Origin of the sequence: Metapseudomonas boanensis (assembly GCF_042232855.1) — a bacterium.
In the GTDB taxonomy this organism is placed as follows: Bacteria; Pseudomonadota; Gammaproteobacteria; order Pseudomonadales; family Pseudomonadaceae; genus Metapseudomonas; species Metapseudomonas boanensis.
In genome coordinates, this window is the sequence record NZ_CP113889.1 from 1,363,877 (window position 1) to 1,382,722 (window position 18,846).

An 18,846-nucleotide genomic window follows, 5' to 3' on the forward strand; every position below is an offset into this window, starting at 1 on the left:
CCACATTAAATATCAGTCTTGACAGAAGCGCAAATGGCTACCCCTGAAAAAAAACGCTTATAATGTGAACGGCTTTTGCCTTTTCTAATCGCCTTCCGCTTAACTCATTCTTTTACTTGGAAATCCACAAGCCTTGATGCGCCTGCTGAAGTTTTTCTGGTGGTCCTTCGTTGCCGTTTTCTGTGGGCTGTTGCTCAGTTTCAGCGGCGCTTACCTCTATCTGAGCCCCACCCTGCCCTCTGTCGAATCGCTGCGCAGCATCCAGCTGCAGATCCCCCTGCGCGTCTACAGCGGCGACGGCAAACTGATCGCTGAATTCGGCGAGATGCGCCGCTCCCCCGTGCGCTTCGCCGACATCCCCCCGGACTTCATCCAGGCCCTGCTGGCCGCCGAAGACGACAATTTCGCGAACCATTATGGCGTCGACGTTACCAGCCTTATGCGCGCTGCCACTCAATTATTGAAGAGCGGCCACATCCAGACTGGCGGAAGCACCATCACCATGCAGGTGGCAAAGAACTACTTCCTGACCAGCGAAAGAAGTTTCTCCAGAAAGATCAATGAAATACTGCTTGCACTGCAGATCGAGCGGGAACTCAGCAAAGACGAGATTCTTGAACTTTATGTGAACAAGATCTATCTCGGGAACCGTGCATACGGAATCGAAGCGGCGGCGCAAGTCTATTACGGCAAGTCCATTCGCGATATCAGTCTGGCGCAGATGGCCATGATCGCAGGCTTGCCCAAGGCCCCCTCGCGCTTCAACCCGCTGGTCAACCCGACGCGCAGCAAAGAACGCCGCGACTGGATCCTCGGCCGGATGTTCAAGCTCGGTCGCATTGACGAAGCGCGCTACCAACAGGCTATCAACGAGCCCATCGACGCCAGCTACCATGTGCCGACGCCGGAGCTCGCAGCCCCTTACATCGCCGAGATGGCGCGTGCCGAGATGGTGGGACGCTACGGCAGCGATGCCTACACCGAAGGTTTCCGGGTTACCACCACAGTCCCCAGCAACCTGCAGGAAGCCGCCAACGAATCACTGCGCCAGGGCTTGCTGGACTACGACCAGCGCCACGGCTATCGCGGCCCCGAAAGCCGTCTGCCCGGCATGACCCGTGAAACCTGGCTGCAGGAACTGGCCAAGCAGAAAAACCTTGGCGGCCTGGAGCCAGCCATCGTCACCCAGGTCGAGAACAGCGGCGTACTAGTCCTGACCCGCAGCGGCCAGGAAGAGGCCGTGAGCTGGGACAGCATGAAGTGGGCACGCCCCTTCCTCAACACCAATAGCCTCGGTCCTCGCCCACAGCGCCCCGCAGACGTAACCCAGGTCGGAGACCTGATTCGAGTCCAGCGTCAAGCCGATGGCAGCCTGAACTTCGTGCAACTCCCGGCAGCCCAGAGTGCCCTGGTATCGCTGGACCCGGAAAGCGGCGCCATTCGCGCACTGGTCGGTGGCTTCTCCTTTGAACAGAGCAACTACAACCGCGCCGTTCAGGCCAAGCGCCAGCCCGGCTCCAGCTTCAAACCGTTCCTGTATAGCGCCGCCCTGGACAACGGCTTCACTGCCGCCAGCCTGGTCAACGATGCCCCCATCGTCTTCCAGGAAGCCGGCATGGAAGAAGCCTGGCGCCCCAAGAACGACAACAACACCTTCCTGGGCCCGATTCGCCTGCGCGAGGCCCTGTACAAGTCGCGCAACCTGGTATCGATCCGTGTGCTTCAGGCTATCGGCATCGACTACGCGCTGAACTACGTCAGCCGCTTCGGTTTCAACAAGGAAGACCTGCCGCGAAACCTCTCGCTGGCTCTCGGCACCGCCAACCTGACCCCGCTGGAAATCGCCGGCGGCTGGAGTGCTTTCGCCAATGGAGGCTACAAGGTTCAGCCCTACCTGATCGAGCGTATCGAAAGCCGCGACGGCAAGCTCCTGTTCACCGCCAACCCGCCACGCGTCCCGCAGGCAGAGCCGCTGCCCGATACCACAGCCCAACCCATGGCCGCACCGGATACCCAACTGTCCGCGAATGCCGCACCAGCCCCCGTAGCAGCCGAGCGAATCATCGACCCACGCACCACCTACATTCTCAACAGCATGCTGCAGGATGTGATCAAGCGCGGTACTGGCCGTCGAGCCCTGTCCATGGGCCGGGGGGACATCGCCGGCAAGACCGGTACCACCAACGAATCCAAGGACAGCTGGTTCTCCGGATACAACGCCGACTTCGTCACCACCGTCTGGGTAGGCTTCGACCAACCGGAAAGCCTCGGCCGTCACGAGTACGGCGGAACCGTTGCACTGCCGATCTGGATGGACTTCATGAGCACCGCGCTGAAGGACAAGCCGGCGCATGCACAGGCCGAGCCGCCGGGTCTGCTGACCCTACGTATCGACCCGCTCAGCGGACGCGCCGCTACGCCCGGCACGCCGGACGCGTTCTTCGAGCTCTTCAAGAGTGAAGATACCCCGCCCCCCATGAGTGAGCTGGAGCCTGGCCTCGCGATTCCCGGCAGCCCACTGCCGGCCGACGAGGCTGCGCCAATCGATCTCTTCTAAGCGCGACGGACACCTGCTGGAGCAAGCTGCTTGCTCCAGCAGGATGAGCAGCCAATAAAAAACCCGCCTAAGCGGGTTTTTTATTGGCTGGAGGATCAACCGTTGAACACGTCATCCACCGACTTCAGCGGATAGTGCTTCGGATAAGGCAGGGTAGCCACGCCGGACTCGATCGCGGCTTTGGCCACGGCATCGGACACCACCGTAATCAGACGCTTGTCCATCGGCTTCGGAATGATGTACTCACGACCAAACTCCAGGGAAGCCACGCCGTAGGCATCGCAGACGTCCTTTGGCACCGGCAGCTTGGCGAGGTCACGCAGCGCCAGGGCAGCGGCAATCTTCATCTCTTCGTTGATACGGGTCGCGCGAACGTCCAGAGCACCACGGAAAATGAAAGGGAACCCAAGTACGTTGTTGACCTGGTTCGGGTAGTCGGAACGACCGGTCGCCATGATCACGTCGTCACGGGTCGCATGCGCCAGCTCCGGAGCAATCTCCGGATCCGGGTTGGAGCAGGCGAACACGATCGGGCTCGGCGCCATGCGCTTGAGGTCTTCCGCGCTCAGCAGGTTGGCACCCGACAGGCCGACGAACACATCTGCACCGTCGAGCGCTTCAGACAGGGTGCGTTTGTCGGTCTCATGGGCGAAAACAGCCTTGTACTGGTTCAGGTCGTCGCGACCAGCGTGGATAACGCCTTTGCGGTCGATCATGAAGATGTTTTCGACCTTGGCGCCCATGCTCACCAGCAGCTTCATGCAGGAGATCGCTGCAGCACCGGCACCGAGGCAGACGATCTTGGCCTCGGCCAGGTTCTTGCCGGCGATTTCCAGCGCATTGAGCATACCGGCTGCGGTCACGATGGCGGTGCCGTGCTGGTCATCGTGGAACACCGGGATGTCACACTGTTCGATCAGGGTGCGCTCGATCTCGAAGCACTCGGGCGCCTTGATGTCTTCCAGGTTGATGCCGCCGAAGGTGATGGAAATGCGCTTGACGGTGTCGATGAAGGCTTGCGGGCTTTCTGCGTCGACTTCGATGTCGAAAACATCGATGCCGGCGAAACGCTTGAACAGCACGCCCTTACCTTCCATCACCGGCTTGGAGGCCAGCGGGCCAAGGTTGCCCAGACCGAGAATAGCGGTGCCGTCGGAGATCACTGCCACCAGATTACCCTTGCCCGTGTACTTGTAGGCCAGCTCGGGATCGCGTGCGATTTCACGCACCGGCTCGGCGACACCAGGACTATAAGCCAGCGACAGGTCGCGCGCAGTGGCGGTCGGCTTGGTCAGCTCGACGCTCAGTTTTCCGGGGCGGGGCTGGGCGTGGTATTCGAGAGCGGCAGTTTTCAGATCAGACATTTTGGCATTTCCGCTTTTGCTGTGTGACAGACGTGACGGGCGAGCATACGCAAGATGCTGGGGGCTAACAAGACCGTTCAGCCACCCGACGTCAAGCCCTCTAGCGTACGACTTTAAGCCAGTCCCCTGGGCGCGGCTCGCCAATTGGATACAAATTATTTAGCAATCGGATACGATTTTCCAGATCGACTTTTTCCCCCGGCAGGCCGCTGTCCCGGACGATGCTGGCGATACTCTGCCCCGCCTGCACCTGGATCAAGTGAAGGCGCAAAGGCTGGGCCAGCGCCAACTCATCCTTGCGCAGAGGACGAAAGCTCTTGATCACCGCCATGAAGTTCGCATCCTGGCTTTCCAGCGATGCTCGACCACGGATAGCACCGACGAACAAGTAAGCCTTGCCGTCCTTGTAAATGACAGCAACGCGTCGCGCCGGACTGCCAGGCAGCACGGCAGCGTGACCCTGCAATCCCTCCTGCTGCAGAGGTTCCTCCATGGCCAGACGCTGTCCAGCGGCCTTCTGCCGGAGGAACTCGGCCGGCGGTACGCTGGGCTTTGGTCCGGCGAGAGTCATGGCAATGAAGGCCTGCTGATCGGCACTGTGCGTGATCAATGCATCCGGTCGGTTGACCACACCCCAGCCCTCAGGGAAGCGCAGCGCGAACCCTAACTCGGCGTGATAGAACTGCTGCCCCCGGCGCACGCCGGTCTCGGCCGAGTCGCCGAAAGGCAAGCCCTCCAACTGTTTGAGGAAAGTCTCGCGATTGACCAACTGGTTGCCGCCAGCGAGGGCCTTCGCAGGCCCAACGACCTGCTGCAGACGGGTGTCGTTGTCCGGGTGGCTGTCGAATATCCCGTGGTAGCCGGAGGGGGGCGGCGCCTGCCCCTTGCGCTTCGCCTGATCACGGGCAAAGTCTTCCTGGTTCTTCAACACTTTGACCACTTCGATCATCGCTTGTGGGTCGTAACCGCTACGCTCCAGATATTGCGCCCCCAGGCCGTCAGCCTCCAACTCCATGTCGCGCCCGTAGCCACGGACGAAGGCCGTGCCCAGCACATTGGTCAGATCGCCTGCGGCGCCAACGCCGGTGCCGATCGCAACTGCCTGACCGAAAATATTCCAGGCCGTGGACTGGCTCTGCTGCTGCACGCTGTGGCGCGCGGTCACATGCCCGACCTCATGCCCCAGGACCGCTGCCAATTCGGCTTCGGAGTTCAGGTAGGCCAGCAGGCCGCGATGTATATAGATGTAACCGCCGGGCACCGCGAAGGCGTTGATGTCCGGCGAATCGACGACCGTGAAGCGGTAATCCAGATTGCTGCGATGGCTATGGCGGGCGACCCGCTGCCCCACCTGCTGCACATAGGCCTGCAGCTTTTCGTCGGCGTAGCGCGGGTATTGCCTGGCGATTTCCTGGCTATAGCGATGCCCGAGATCCAGCTCCTGCTGCTCGCTCATCATCACGAAATTGGTCCGGCCGGTTGCCGGGTTGACCGCGCAACCAACCAGCAGTGACGACATCAGCAGCGCCAAGGGGAGGGCAAACCATCTCATGGGAGTACCTCGAGCATTGACGCGTGAGTCAGGGGAAGCATCCAGCGTGATTGTCCTGTTTTTACGCCGCGCCCGCGCGAGCGGTCAATCACCCATCCACGCGCCTCGATCCGGCGCCCGACCAACCCTTGCAGCGCCCCGACATCGAGCTGCCTTAGCAGCCGGGGTTCGACGCGCAAGACCAAGGGCCCCTCGAGCTGCACCCAAAGTCCACCCCGATTGCGCTCGATCGCTGAAACACGCCCCTGCAGCAAGGCAAAACCGCCCTGACGCAACCGCCAGGGGGATTGCCATGGAGACTGCCGCCAGATACCACGACCGCCCATGCGGGCCTGACGCTCAGCGATCCCCTGACAATCACTGAGCGCGGCATTCGGAGCGATCGCCACCCTGAACCCCAGTCCATCGGCCAGCATCCGCTCTTCCAGGTTGCGCCCCTGGCTGTCGTAGAGATGGGCAAGGGTTCGGCCGTAGCGATCCTTCGGCTCTCGCCCGACACGTAAGCCGACCTGCCCTCGACTCTCCTGCACGAGTGCCTGCAAGCGTTTATGCGCAGCTTCTGCGTAAGGTTCTGCCGGCTTTCCATTACGCGCTAACTCAGGCGCATTCAGTCCAATCAGACGGACACTTCGGCCATCGACCAAGCGCAGAGTGTCGCCGTCGATGACTTTTTCGACTTTATAGGTAGGAAGCTTGCCCGGAACCGGGCAGGCAGCCAGCAATGGAAGACTGCTGGCCAGAAAAAAGAAAAAGGCGCCTATCAGAGGCGCCTTTTTCGTCAGCGGGGACCGGGTCATTCGACCTTCCCAGGCTGCTCGGCCAATTACTTGGCGCCGAACACACCGAAACGCTGCTTGAAGCGGTCGATACGGCCGCCGGTGTCCAGGACTTTCTGCTTACCGGTGTAGAACGGATGGCACTCGGAGCACACGTCCAGGCTGATATTCTTGCCCAGGGTGGAACGGGTCTTGATCACGTTGCCGCAGCTGCAGGTAGCTTCGAGCGCGACGTATTCGGGATGGATTTCCGGTTTCATTGGTTGATCCTCAGGTCTGGCGTGCCGCCACCCGACCCTATGTCGAGCACCGCACGGAAACAGGCGGCGGATGATACCAGAGTGATAGGGCGTTGCAAGACACAGGCCACGCCGGCTGTCGCGCTGCGCCATGTTAAGATCGCGCCTCCCGCAGAAGGACCACACGCTTGCCTGACACCTCGCCCTGCATCCTGCGCCTCGCCCTGCCCTCCCCCCTGCGCCGTCTGTTTGACTACCGCGCGCCGGCCGGCGTATCGCGAGCGGCATTGCAGCCCGGGATGCGCCTGCGGGTACCCTTCGGCCGCCGCGAAATCATTGGCGTGTTGGTGGAGGTGGCGGAGCACAGCGAAGTACCCGCGGACAAACTGAAAGCCGCACTGGAATTACTCGACAATCGCCCGCTGCTGCCGCCCGCCCTGTTCAAGCTGTGCCTATGGACCGCGCAATACTACCAGCACAGCCTGGGCGATACCCTGAGTTGGGCCCTCCCGGTACTGCTGCGCCAGGGCGAACCTGCCGAGACCCGGCAGGAGCGCTTCTGGCATGTTGCCCCTGGTGCCCAGCTCGATGATCCACGCCTTGCCCGTGCACCACGACAGCGCCAGGCCCTGGCGACCATCGCCCAGCATCCCCACGGCGTCGCGCACCAACTTCTCAACCAGCTGCAACTGAACAAGGACAGCCTTGACCTGCTGCTTGAAAAAGGTCTGGTGAACGTGGAAGTGCGTCGCAGCGCCCCCGCCACACGCCATGGCGCCTGGCTGGCGCAGCCCGAGCTACCGCTGAACCCGGAGCAAAGGGCCTCGTTCGATGCAGTCCACGCCTCGTTCGGCCAATTCAACGCCCTGCTGCTCGCCGGTGTCACCGGCAGCGGCAAGACCGAGGTCTACCTGCAGCTCATTCGCCAGACCCTGGAAGCCGGCAAGCAAGCGCTGGTGCTGATCCCCGAGATCAACCTGGGTCCGCAGACCCTGGAGCGCTTCTCCCGACGCTTCAACGCACGCATCGCCCTGCTGCACTCGGCGGTGAACGACCGAGAACGCCTGGATGCCTGGCTGGCGGCCCGCGATGGCGAGGCCGATATCGTCATCGGCACCCGCTCGGCGCTCTTCACCCCGCTGAAAAACCCCGGGCTGATCATCATCGACGAAGAGCACGACGCTTCCTATAAACAGCAGGAAGGTCTGCGCTACCACGCCCGCGACCTGGCCCTGGTGCGGGCGCGCCAGGAGAACATCCCGATTCTCCTGGGCTCGGCAACTCCGTCTCTGGAAAGCCTGCAGAACGCCCACTCCGGGCGTTATGGTTTGCTGCGCCTGACCCAGCGTGCCGGCGGCGCCAAGCAGCCGCGCTTCCTGCGCCTGGATGTGAAGAGCCTGCCGCTGGACTCGGGCATTTCCATGCCCCTGCAGCAAGCGATCACCCAGACGCTGGCCGCCGGCCAGCAAGTGCTCGTATTCCTCAACCGGCGCGGCTTTGCGCCGACCCTGCTGTGCCACGACTGCGGCTGGATCAGCCAATGCCCGCGCTGCGACGCCCGCATGACGCTGCACCAGCGTTTCAATGAACTGCGCTGCCACCACTGCGGCCATAGCCAGCGCCAACCGGCCTGCTGCCCGGATTGCGGCCGTGTGGACCTGCGCCCGGTCGGGGCGGGCACCGAGCGTGCCGAGGAACGCCTGTCGATCCTATTCCCGAAGACGCCAGTGCTACGCATCGACCGCGACAGCACCTCGCGCAAGGACGCCATGGACAAACTGTTCGCCACCATCCAGCGTGGCGATCCCTGCATCCTGGTCGGCACCCAGATGCTCGCGAAGGGGCACCATTTCCCGCGGGTCACCCTGGTCGCCATCCTCGATGCCGACGGCGGCCTGTTCTCTGCCGACTTCCGCGCCAGCGAGCGAATGGCCCAGCTCATCGTCCAGGTCGCCGGCCGGGCCGGGCGCGCCGAAGAACCGGGCCGCGTGATTATCCAGACCCACCTCGCCGATCATCCGTTGTTGGTGCAACTGACCGAGCAAGGCTACTTCGCATTCGCCGAACAAGCCCTGAGCGAACGCCGCGCCGCCGGGCTACCGCCCTTCGCCCACCTGGCCCTGCTGCGCGCCGAGGCCCACCGACCGGGACAGGCCGAGGAATTCCTCGACGCCGCCTGCGGCGAAGCGGAGCATCTGCTGGGCGACCTGGGTCTGACCGGCGTGGAACTGCTCGGCCCCGTGCCCGCCCCCATGGAGCGGCGCGCCGGCCGCTACCGAGCACAATTGCTGCTACAGTCCGGCGCACGCGCGCCCTTGCACCGCCTGCTGACTCCCTGGAGCCAGGCGCTGGAACAGTTGCCTGGCGGCCGCGCGGTGCGCTGGTCGCTGGATATCGACCCGATTGACTTGTTCTGACCGCTAGCTTTCCGCAGGTTGGCGCCAAGCGTGGCGAAGCCCGATATTTTTGCCCCCTTGCCAGGTTTCGCCCAAGGCTCAAGGCTGTAGGATCAGGTTGAGACTTGAGCGAAACCTAATCCTACATAGCTTGCCGCTGCGCCCCCTGCCCGCCGATAATGCACAGTTTTCAAACAGCGCCAGCCCCACGGCCAGGCCGGAAGAGCAGAAGATGAAAGACACGATTCGCCAGCTGATCCAGCAAGCCCTGACCCGTCTCGCCAGCGAAGGCGTGCTGCCCGAAGGCCTCAGCCCGACCATCCAGGTGGAAAACACCAAGGACAAGTGCCACGGCGACTTCGCCAGCAACATCGCCATGATGCTGGCCAAGCCCGCCGGCATGAAGCCGCGCGACCTGGCTGAAAAATTGATCGCCGCGCTGCCCCAGGACGACCAGGTGGCCAAGGTGGAAATCGCCGGCCCCGGCTTCCTCAACTTCTTCCAGAATAGCGATGCCCTGGCTCAGCGCCTCGAGGAGGCCCTGGCGGACGACCATTTGGGCGTACGCAAGGCCGGTCCGGCCCAGCGCACGGTCATCGACCTGTCCGCACCGAACCTGGCCAAGGAAATGCACGTCGGCCACCTGCGTTCCACCATCATTGGTGATGCCGTCGCGCGGGTGCTGGAATTCCTCGGCGACACCGTGATCCGCCAGAACCATGTTGGCGACTGGGGCACCCAGTTCGGCATGCTGCTGGCCTACATGCAGGAACAGCCGGTGGGAAGCGATGCCGAACTGTCCGACCTGGAAGGTTTCTACCGCGCCGCGAAGAAGCGATTCGACGAGTCCTCCGAGTTCGCCGATCGCGCCCGTGAGCTGGTGGTCAAGCTGCAGGCCGGCGATGCCGACTGCCTGCGCCTGTGGACCCGCTTCAACGACATTTCCCTGAGCCACTGCCAGGCGGTCTACGACCGCCTGGGCGTGAAGCTCACCATGGCTGACGTCAAGGGCGAGAGCGCCTACAACGATGACCTGGCCAATGTAGTCGCCGACCTCAAGGCCAAAGGCCTGCTCACCGAGAGCGACGGAGCCCTTTGCGTGTTCATGGATGAGTTCAAGAATGCCGAAGGCAACCCGCTACCCCTGATCGTGCAGAAAGCCGGCGGCGGCTACCTCTACGCCACCACCGACCTGGCCGCAACTCGCTACCGCAGCAACGTGCTCAAGGCCGACCGGGTGTTGTACTTCGTCGACCAGCGCCAGGCCCTGCACTTCCAGATGGTGTTCGCCGCGGCGCGCCTCGCCGGTTTCGTCCCCGCGTCCATGGAGATGGAGCACATGGGCTTCGGCACCATGAATGGCGCCGACGGCCGCCCGTTCAAGACCCGCGATGGCGGAACGGTCAAATTGATCGACCTGCTCAATGAAGCCGAGCAACGCGCCTACGACCTGGTCAAGGCCAAGAATCCCGAGTTGGAGGACGCCGAACTGCGCCAGATCGCCAGTGCCGTCGGCATTGGCGCCGTGAAGTATGCCGACTTGTCCAAGCACCGCACCAGCGACTACAGCTTCAACTTCGAGCTGATGCTGAGCTTCGAGGGCAACACCGCCCCCTACCTGCTCTACGCCTATACTCGCGTGGCCAGCCTGTTCCGCAAGCGGGGCTTGGACTTCACCGAAGTGGAAGGCCACATCAGCCTCGCTACCGAGCAGGAGCAAGCCCTGGCAGCCAAGTTGGCGCAGTTCGCCGACACCCTCAACAACGTCGCTGCCAAGGGCGTGCCGCACCTGCTCTGCAGCTATCTCTATGACCTGGCCGGCCTGTTCTCCAGCTTCTATGAGAACTGCCCGATCCTCGCCGCCGAGGACGAGGCCACCCAACAGAGTCGCCTGCGCCTCGCCGCGCTGACCGGCCGCACCCTCAAGCAAGGCCTTGAGCTCCTTGGCCTGCAAACTCTGGAACGCATGTAACGGACTATGGCGAAAAAGAAAGCAGCGCCCAAACGCGGCGCCAGCCGCTACCAGGCCCCCGCGCGAAAACCCGTGCCCGGCTGGGTATGGCTGGCCATGGGCCTGGTCATCGGCGCCTTTGTGGTGTTCCTGACCAAGCTCGAGCCCGGCCGCGACGAAATACGTAGACCGCAGCCCGACCAGGCGGCCGCAAGCAAGGCAACGGGCAAGCCAAGTGCCTCCCCTACTCCGGCGCAAGAACCGGCCAAGCCCAAATATGACTTCTACACCCTGCTGCCAGAGTCAGAAGTCATAGTGCCGCCCGAAGCCGTGCCGAAGGAAACTCCGCCGCCACCTGCACAAAAACCGGTTACACCCGAAGAGGCCGCCAAGATCGATGCCGCACGCGCCCAGGCGGCGCTGAATGGCCAAACGCCCCCGCCTCCTCCGGTGGTGGCCAAGGCTCCGGTCACCAACCAGTTCTTCCTCCAGGCCGGATCATTTCGCAAGCGGGAAGACGCCGACCGGGTGCGCGCGCAGATCATCCTGCTCGGGCAGAATGTCCAGGTCGAATCCGGCAAGGTCCGCGAAGAAACCTGGTACCGCGTGCTGGTCGGCCCGTTCGCCAATCGTGCGCAGCTGTCAGGGGCGCAGAAGCAATTGGCCGCCAGCGGCTTCAGCAATCTTCTTTTGCAGCAGCGCCAAAGCCGCTGAGCAGAGAATCACCTTGCCCGGTTGAAAAGCCGGGCAAGGCCCCCCATCTGAGTTTCCATTCGGGCAATTCGCCCCGCTGCGTGGAGACTCCCCCCTTGACCACCATCGTTTCAGTCCGCCGCAACGGCAAAGTCGTCATGGGCGGCGACGGCCAGGTTTCCCTCGGCAACACCGTGATGAAAGGCAACGCCAAGAAGGTGCGCCGCCTCTACCACGGCCAGGTGCTCGCTGGTTTCGCCGGCGCCACCGCCGACGCCTTCACCCTCTTCGAACGCTTCGAAGGACAGCTGGAAAAACACCAGGGCCACCTTGTCCGTGCCGCCGTCGAGCTGGCCAAGGACTGGCGCACCGATCGCTCCCTGAGCCGCCTCGAAGCCATGCTCGCCGTGGCCAACAAGGATGCCTCGCTGATCATCACTGGCAACGGCGATGTGGTCGAACCCGAGCAATGCCTGATCGCAATGGGCTCCGGCGGCGGTTTCGCCCAGGCCGCAGCCATGGCCCTGCTCAAGCACACCGAACTGTCCGCCCGCGACATCACCGAGACCGCGTTGAACATCGCCGGCTCCATTTGTGTCTTCACCAACCAGAACCTGACTATCGAGGAACTGGACAGCGCCGAGTAAGGCCGCCGTCCGGTACTGGAGCACCCTTTTATGTCCATGACGCCCCGCGAAATCGTCCACGAACTCAATCGCCACATCGTTGGCCAGGACGACGCCAAGCGCGCCGTCGCTATCGCCCTGCGTAACCGCTGGCGGCGCATGCAGCTGCCGGCCGAGCTGCGCGCGGAAGTGACGCCGAAGAACATTCTGATGATCGGCCCGACTGGCGTCGGCAAGACCGAAATCGCCCGTCGCCTGGCCAAGCTGGCCAACGCACCGTTCCTCAAGGTCGAAGCCACCAAGTTCACTGAAGTGGGCTATGTCGGCCGTGACGTCGAGTCGATCATCCGCGACCTCGCCGATGCGGCGATCAAGATGATGCGCGAGCAGGAGATGCACAAGGTGCGCTACCGCGCAGAGGACGCCGCCGAAGATCGTATCCTCGATGCGCTGCTGCCGCCGGCCCGCCAGGGCTTCGGCGAAGAGCCGGTGCGCGAGGACTCCAACACCCGCCAGCTGTTCCGCAAGCGCCTGCGCGAAGGCCAGCTGGACGATAAAGAGATCGACATTGAAGTCGCCGAGTCCCCAGCTGGCGTGGAGATCATGGCCCCGCCCGGCATGGAGGAGATGACCAACCAGTTGCAGAACCTGTTCTCCAACCTGGGCAAAGGCAAGCGCAAGAGCCGCAAGCTGAAGGTCAAGGAAGCCCTGAAGCTGGTCCGCGACGAAGAAGCCGCGCGCCTGGTCAACGAGGAGGAACTCAAGGCAGCCGCCCTGGAAGCGGTGGAGCAGAACGGCATCGTCTTCATCGACGAGATCGACAAGGTCGCCAAGCGCGGCAACGTCGGCGGTGCCGACGTCTCTCGCGAAGGCGTACAGCGCGATCTGCTGCCGCTGATCGAGGGCTGCACCGTCAACACCAAGCTGGGCATGGTCAAGACCGACCACATCCTGTTCATCGCCTCCGGCGCCTTCCACCTGTCCAAGCCCAGCGACCTGGTGCCGGAACTGCAAGGCCGCCTACCGATTCGCGTGGAACTCAAGGCCCTGAGCCCCGAGGACTTCGAGCGCATTCTCACCGAACCTCACGCCTCGCTCACCGAGCAGTACACAGCGCTGCTGAAAGTCGAGGGCCTGAACATCGAGTTCGCCCCGGACGGCATCAAGCGCCTCGCGGAAATCGCCTGGCAGGTCAACGAGAAGACCGAGAACATCGGTGCCCGTCGCCTGCACACCCTGCTTGAACGCCTCTTGGAAGAAGTGTCCTTCAGTGCCGGCGACCTCGCCGCCCAGCATGACGAAACGCCGATCCGCATCGACGCTGCCTACGTCAATGGCCACCTCGGCGAACTGGCGCAGGATGAGGACCTGTCGCGCTACATTCTCTGATGAGCGCGACCCACTTCGGGCGGCATCCGGCCGCCCGGAGCATGGGTCCATGACGGAGTTTCACCCCATGAAGATCCCCAGCGGCATCGAACTGCACAAGGCGTCGAAGACTCTGACCCTCAAGTACGGGCCCGACGAAAGCTACACCCTGACCGCCGAATTCCTGCGCGTGCATTCCCCGTCCGCCGAAGTCCAGGGACACGGGAAACCCGTGCTGCAACACGGCAAGATAAACGTCGGCCTCACCAAGCTGGAGCCAGCTGGCAACTACGCCCTCAAATTGACCTTCGATGACGGACATGACAGTGGCCTGTTCACTTGGGACTATCTCTACGAACTGTCCACTCGCCAGGAGTCGCTCTGGAGCGAATACCTGCAAGCCCTGGCCGCCGCTGGCCGCTCCCGCGACCCAGACGAGTCCATCGTCAAGCTCATGCTCTGAGCTGGTGCACCGCACGCACCACTTCCGATCTCTTCGCCCAAGGTTAGGGCGCTTTTTCTAATGCCGCTCGCCATACTCATCGGGCAGCGGCCTTTCTGCGATCCGCTTGCGCAAACTGAAAAACTCGGGTAACCAAACTCTGGCAGGTTCCATGCATTTGGCTACGCCAGATGATGAGAAATACGCGAAGTTCGCTTCGCCACCCGGTAACCCGAGCGATGTAACCCTACCCAGCGACAGGGCAATCGACTCAGGACAATGGAGCGTCGTAGATGAGCAACAAGAACAATGAAGACCTGCAGCGTCAAGCCTCGGAACACACCCTGAACCTCAACCCGGTGATAGGAATTCGTGGCAAGGATCTGCTGACTTCAGCCCGGATGGTGCTGTTGCAAGCCATCAAACAACCCATTCACAGCGCCAAGCATGTCGCCCACTTCGGTCTCGAACTGAAGAACGTCCTGCTCGGCCAGTCCGAGTTGCAACCCGAATCCGACGACCGCCGCTTCAACGACCCCGCTTGGAGCCAGAACCCACTTTATCGCCGCTACCTGCAGACTTACCTGGCCTGGCGCAAGGAGCTGCACGAGTGGATCGAGGACAGCAACCTCTCGGGCCAGGACACCAGCCGTGGCCACTTCGTCATCAACCTGATGACCGAAGCCATGGCTCCGACCAACACCATGGCCAACCCCGCGGCGGTCAAGCGCTTTTTCGAGACCGGCGGCAAGAGCCTGCTCGATGGCCTCTCGCACCTGGCCAAGGACCTGGTCAACAATGGCGGCATGCCGAGCCAGGTGAACATGGATGCCTTTGAGGTCGGCAAAAACCTCGCCACCACCGAAGGCGCTGTAGTGTTCCGCAACGACGTGCTGGAGCTCATCCAGTACAAGCCCATCACCGAATCGGTCCACGAGCGCCCACTGCTGGTGGTGCCACCACAGATCAACAAGTTCTACGTGTTCGACCTGTCGCCGGAAAAGAGCCTGGCACGCTTCTGCCTGCGCAGCAGCTTCCAGACCTTTATCGTCAGCTGGCGCAACCCGACCAAGGCGCAGCGCGAATGGGGCCTCTCGACGTACATCGGAGCGCTCAAGGAAGCCATCGATGTGATCCTGAAGATCACCGGCAGCAAGGACCTCAACGTGCTGGGCGCCTGCTCCGGCGGCATCACCACCGTTGCCCTGCTCGGCCACTACCAGGCTATCGGCGAGAACAAGATCAACGCCTTCACCCAGATGGTCAGCGTCCTCGACTTCAACCTGAATAACCAGGTCGCCCTGTTCGCTGACGAGATGACCCTGGAGGCCGCCAAGCGCCGCTCCTATCAGGCTGGCGTTCTCGAAGGCAAGGACATGGCCAAGGTCTTCGCCTGGATGCGCCCCAACGACCTGATCTGGAACTACTGGGTCAACAATTACCTGATGGGCAACGAGCCCCCGGCATTCGACATCCTCTACTGGAACAACGACACCACCCGTCTGCCCGCGGCCTTCCACGGCGAACTGGTCGAAATGTTCAAGACCAACGCCCTGACCCGGCCGAATGCCCTGGAAGTGTGCGGCACGCCGATCGATCTCAAGCAGGTCACCTGCGACTTCTTCTGCCTCGCCGGCACCACCGACCACATCACGCCCTGGGAAGCCTGCTACCGCTCGGCGCTTCTGCTGGGCGGCAAGTGCGAGTTCGTACTGTCCAACAGCGGGCACATCCAGAGCATCCTCAACCCGCCCGGCAACCCCAAGGCGCGCTTCTCCACCGGCACCGAGCTGCCGGCCGACCCCAAGGCCTGGCTGGAGAAAGCCACCAAGCACGCCGACTCCTGGTGGCTGTACTGGCAGAGCTGGATGGCCGAACGCTCCGGCAAGACAAAGAAGGCCAACTTCACCCTGGGCAACAAGGCCTACCCGGCAGGGGAGGCATCCCCCGGCACCTATGTACACGAGCGTTGATGGTTTGCGCCCTGCGCAACACTGCCCTAGGCACCGGGATGTGTCCAACGCGCCGCCCCGCGAGTCCGGCGGCGCAACCAGGCACCGCCTGGCGGTTGCAGGGGAGGTCCGAGCGGACCTCCCACTGCGTTTTTGACTAAAGGGCCCTGCGCATGCCGCTACCTTTCGTGTTCCGCACCATCGAGCTTGATGGCCAGACCGTCCGCACCGCTGTCCGCCCCGGGCAGTCGCACATGACGCCCTTGCTGATCTTCAACGGCATCGGGGCCAACCTCGAGTTGGTCTTTCCCTTCGTCCAGGCACTGGACCCGGACCTGGAAGTGATTGCGTTCGATGTACCCGGTGTCGGCGGTTCATCTACGCCCAGCACGCCATACCGATTCGCCGGGCTCGCCAAGCTGGCAGCACGCATGCTGGATTACCTGGACTATGGCCAGGTCAGTGCGATCGGAGTGTCCTGGGGCGGAGCTCTGGCCCAGCAGTTCGCCCACGACTACCCGGAGCGCTGCAAGAAGCTCATCCTCGCTGCCACCTCGGCGGGCGCGATCATGGTGCCGGGCAAGCCCAAGGTGCTCTGGCGCATGGCCAGCCCAAGGCGGTACATCCAGCCGTCCTATGGCGTCCACATCGCACCCGATATCTACGGCGGCGCCTTCCGCCGCGACCCGGGGCTGGCCATGGCGCATGCGAGCAAGGTGCGCTCGTCCGGCAAGATGGGCTACTACTGGCAGCTGTTCGCCGGCCTCGGCTGGACCAGCATCCACTGGCTGCATCGCATCCGTCAGCCCACCCTGGTGCTGGCAGGGGACGACGACCCGATCATCCCGCTGGTGAACATGCGCCTGCTGGCCTGGCGCATTCCCAATGCGGAACTCCATGTGATCGATGACGGCCACCTATTCCTGGTGACCCGCGCCGAAACCGTAGCGCCGATCATCATGAAGTTCCTCGCCGAAGAGCGGCAGCGCGCGGTGATTCATCCCCAGGCCGTCCCGCTGCGCGGACATTGACGAACGCCCTGCGCGGGGGCGCGCCCATAACCTCTCGCCCCAGCCTGGTGCATGCTGTAACCAACTTGAATTCTGCCCACGATAGTCTGCAATGCACATCTGTCGCCGAATGGTACAAGCCTTGCTGTAAACCTCCCGAACCACGGACCGAATACGGAGCGTTGCCCATGCGAGAAAAACAAGTACAGGGCACCTTACCGGTGCCAGCAGCCTTCATGAACGCACAGAACGCCATTGTCGGGCTGCGCGGCAAGGACCTGTTTTCCACCGTCCGCAACCTTGCCTTGCAAGGGCTCCGCCACCCCGTGCACAGCGCCCGGCACATGCTGGCCTTCGGCGGCCAGGTCAGCCGTGTCCTGCTCGGCGACACGCTGCACCAACCCAACCCGCAGGACAGTCGGTTCGCCGATCCCTCCTGGACATTCAACCCGTTCTATCGGCGGGGTTTGCAGGTCTACCTCGCCTGGCAAAAACAGCTCGCCGCATGGATCGAGGAAAGCGACCTCAGTGATGATGACCGTGCCCGTGCACGCTTCGTCCTGGCCCAGCTCAGCGATGCCCTGGCACCCACCAACAGCCTGCTCAACCCCGTGGCGATCAAGGAGCTGTTCAACACCGGCGGCCTCAGCCTGGTCAACGGACTGCGCCACATGGTGGACGACCTGCTGCACAACGACGGCATGCCCAGCCAGGTCAGCAAGCAGGCCTTCGAAGTGGGCCGCAACCTTGCCACCACGCCAGGTGCAGTGATCTTTCGCAATGAGATGCTAGAACTCATCCAGTACAAGCCGATGAGCGAGAAGCAGTACCTGCGCCCTTTGCTGATCGTGCCGCCGCAGATCAACAAGTACTACATCTTCGACCTCAGCCCCGACAAAAGCTTCGTCCAGTACGCTCTCAAGAATGGTCTGCAAGTCTTCGTGGTGAGCTGGCGCAACCCCGATGCGCGCCATCGCGAGTGGGGGTTGTCCACCTACGTTCAGGCGCTGGAGGAGGCACTGGATGTCTGTCGCGCCATCACCGGCAGCAAGGAGGTCAACCTGATGGGTGCCTGTGCTGGCGGTCTGACCATCGCGGCCCTGCAAGGGCATTTGCAGGCCCGCCGGCAGCTGCGCAAGGTCGGCAGCGCGAGCTACCTGGTGAGCCTGCTGGACAGCCAGGTCGACAGTCCCGCCATGCTCTTCGCCGACGAGCAGACGCTGGAAGCCGCCAAGCGCCGCTCGTACCAGCAAGGCGTGCTGGACGGCAAGGACATGGCCAAGGTGTTCGCCTGGATGCGTCCCAACGATCTGGTGTGGAACTACTTCGTCAACAATTACCTGCTGGGTCGCCAACCGCCGGCCTTCGACATCCTTTACTGGAACAATGACAACACTCGCCTGCCAGCCGCCCTGCACGGCGACCTGCTCGACTTCTTCAAGCACAACCCGCTTACCCGCAGCGGTGGCCTGGAGATCTGCGGTACCCCGATCGACCTGCAGAAGGTCAACGTCGACAGCTTTAGTGTCGCCGGGATCAATGACCACATCACCCCCTGGGACGCTGTCTACCGTTCCGCCTTGCTGCTGGGTGGCGACAGTCGTTTCGTGCTGTCCAACAGCGGGCATATCCAGAGCATCCTCAACCCACCTGGCAACCCCAAGGCCAACTACTTCGAAAACGGCAAGCTCAGCTCCGACCCACGGGCCTGGTACTACGATGCCAAGCACATCGAGGGCAGCTGGTGGGCACAGTGGCTCGGCTGGATCCAGGAGCGCTCGGGAGAGCAACGGGAAACCCTGACCGCCCTCGGAAATCAGGACTACCCCGCCATGGAGGCTGCGCCCGGCACGTATGTGCATGTGCGCTGACCTTGAAACCGGCCGGCAGCGCCGCCAAAGGCGTACCGGCCACTACGTT

Annotated in this window: 14 protein-coding genes; 10 read left to right on the top strand and 4 right to left on the bottom strand. The window is 62.8% G+C overall.

Annotated elements, in window-relative coordinates:
- Positions 1–136: 136 nt before the first annotated feature.
- Complete coding sequence (locus OXH74_RS06245; RefSeq protein ID WP_375740508.1) at positions 137–2,557, top strand: penicillin-binding protein 1A; 2,421 nt, start codon at positions 137–139, stop codon at positions 2,555–2,557.
- A 95-nt stretch (positions 2,558–2,652) separates the two neighbouring features.
- Here the strand turns inward: OXH74_RS06245 and OXH74_RS06250 are convergent, their stop codons facing one another.
- From OXH74_RS06250 to rpmE, 4 genes are all read right to left on the bottom strand, one after another.
- Entirely contained in the window at positions 2,653–3,921 is a 1,269-nt protein-coding gene (locus OXH74_RS06250; protein ID WP_375740509.1) for a malic enzyme-like NAD(P)-binding protein, read from the bottom strand.
- A 100-nt stretch (positions 3,922–4,021) separates the two neighbouring features.
- Positions 4,022–5,473, bottom strand: a complete 1,452-nt coding sequence (locus OXH74_RS06255; protein WP_375740510.1) for a M48 family metalloprotease — start codon at positions 5,471–5,473, stop codon at positions 4,022–4,024.
- On the bottom strand, positions 5,470–6,270 hold the full coding sequence (locus OXH74_RS06260) for a thermonuclease family protein (protein WP_375740511.1): 801 nt from the start codon (positions 6,268–6,270) through the stop codon (positions 5,470–5,472). Before OXH74_RS06260 ends, OXH74_RS06255 begins: the two co-directional genes overlap by 4 nt.
- A gap of 26 nt (positions 6,271–6,296) precedes the next feature.
- Positions 6,297–6,509, bottom strand: a complete 213-nt coding sequence (gene rpmE, locus OXH74_RS06265; RefSeq protein WP_215371766.1) for a 50S ribosomal protein L31 — start codon at positions 6,507–6,509, stop codon at positions 6,297–6,299.
- A 167-nt stretch (positions 6,510–6,676) separates the two neighbouring features.
- Between rpmE and OXH74_RS06270 the strand changes: the two genes are divergently transcribed.
- The 9 genes from OXH74_RS06270 (at position 6,677) to phaC (OXH74_RS06310) (ending at position 18,797) form a co-directional block, all read left to right on the top strand.
- Positions 6,677–8,905: a primosomal protein N' gene (locus OXH74_RS06270; RefSeq protein WP_375740512.1), complete on the top strand. Its 2,229-nt coding sequence runs from the start codon at positions 6,677–6,679 to the stop codon at positions 8,903–8,905.
- Between the two features lie 211 nt (positions 8,906–9,116).
- Entirely contained in the window at positions 9,117–10,856 is a 1,740-nt protein-coding gene (argS, locus tag OXH74_RS06275) for an arginine--tRNA ligase (RefSeq protein WP_375740513.1), read from the top strand.
- 6 nt (positions 10,857–10,862) lie between these two features.
- Positions 10,863–11,549, top strand: a complete 687-nt coding sequence (locus OXH74_RS06280; RefSeq protein ID WP_375740514.1) for an SPOR domain-containing protein — start codon at positions 10,863–10,865, stop codon at positions 11,547–11,549.
- Positions 11,550–11,644: 95 nt separating this feature from the next.
- Positions 11,645–12,175 carry an ATP-dependent protease subunit HslV gene (gene hslV, locus OXH74_RS06285; RefSeq protein ID WP_215371774.1) on the top strand — a complete coding sequence of 177 codons (531 nt, stop codon included), beginning with the start codon at positions 11,645–11,647 and terminating at the stop codon, positions 12,173–12,175.
- A 30-nt stretch (positions 12,176–12,205) separates the two neighbouring features.
- Positions 12,206–13,543, top strand: coding sequence for an HslU--HslV peptidase ATPase subunit (gene hslU / locus OXH74_RS06290; protein WP_375740515.1), 1,338 nt, complete (start codon positions 12,206–12,208; stop codon positions 13,541–13,543).
- Positions 13,544–13,610: 67 nt separating this feature from the next.
- Positions 13,611–13,985 carry a gamma-butyrobetaine hydroxylase-like domain-containing protein gene (locus tag OXH74_RS06295; RefSeq protein ID WP_375740516.1) on the top strand — a complete coding sequence of 125 codons (375 nt, stop codon included), beginning with the start codon at positions 13,611–13,613 and terminating at the stop codon, positions 13,983–13,985.
- A 272-nt stretch (positions 13,986–14,257) separates the two neighbouring features.
- On the top strand, positions 14,258–15,937 hold the full coding sequence (gene phaC, locus OXH74_RS06300; protein ID WP_375740517.1) for a class II poly(R)-hydroxyalkanoic acid synthase: 1,680 nt from the start codon (positions 14,258–14,260) through the stop codon (positions 15,935–15,937).
- A 152-nt stretch (positions 15,938–16,089) separates the two neighbouring features.
- The gene (phaZ, locus tag OXH74_RS06305; protein WP_375740518.1) at positions 16,090–16,947 is read left to right on the top strand and encodes a poly(3-hydroxyalkanoate) depolymerase; all 858 of its coding nucleotides are present in this window, start codon (positions 16,090–16,092) and stop codon (positions 16,945–16,947) included.
- Between the two features lie 167 nt (positions 16,948–17,114).
- Complete coding sequence (gene phaC, locus OXH74_RS06310) at positions 17,115–18,797, top strand: class II poly(R)-hydroxyalkanoic acid synthase (RefSeq protein ID WP_375740519.1); 1,683 nt, start codon at positions 17,115–17,117, stop codon at positions 18,795–18,797.
- Positions 18,798–18,846: the final 49 nt, after the last annotated feature.

Coding starts and splice junctions, on each gene's coding strand:
- OXH74_RS06245 (WP_375740508.1), top strand. CDS start 137: ATGCGCCTGCTGAAGTTTTTCTGGTGGTCCTTCGTTGCCGTTTTCTGT.
- OXH74_RS06250 (WP_375740509.1), bottom strand. CDS start 3,921: ATGTCTGATCTGAAAACTGCCGCTCTCGAATACCACGCCCAGCCCCGC.
- OXH74_RS06255 (WP_375740510.1), bottom strand. CDS start 5,473: ATGAGATGGTTTGCCCTCCCCTTGGCGCTGCTGATGTCGTCACTGCTG.
- OXH74_RS06260 (WP_375740511.1), bottom strand. CDS start 6,270: ATGACCCGGTCCCCGCTGACGAAAAAGGCGCCTCTGATAGGCGCCTTT.
- rpmE (WP_215371766.1), bottom strand. CDS start 6,509: ATGAAACCGGAAATCCATCCCGAATACGTCGCGCTCGAAGCTACCTGC.
- argS (WP_375740513.1), top strand. CDS start 9,117: ATGAAAGACACGATTCGCCAGCTGATCCAGCAAGCCCTGACCCGTCTC.
- OXH74_RS06280 (WP_375740514.1), top strand. CDS start 10,863: ATGGCGAAAAAGAAAGCAGCGCCCAAACGCGGCGCCAGCCGCTACCAG.
- hslU (WP_375740515.1), top strand. CDS start 12,206: ATGTCCATGACGCCCCGCGAAATCGTCCACGAACTCAATCGCCACATC.
- OXH74_RS06295 (WP_375740516.1), top strand. CDS start 13,611: ATGAAGATCCCCAGCGGCATCGAACTGCACAAGGCGTCGAAGACTCTG.
- phaC (WP_375740517.1), top strand. CDS start 14,258: ATGAGCAACAAGAACAATGAAGACCTGCAGCGTCAAGCCTCGGAACAC.
- phaZ (WP_375740518.1), top strand. CDS start 16,090: ATGCCGCTACCTTTCGTGTTCCGCACCATCGAGCTTGATGGCCAGACC.
- phaC (WP_375740519.1), top strand. CDS start 17,115: ATGCGAGAAAAACAAGTACAGGGCACCTTACCGGTGCCAGCAGCCTTC.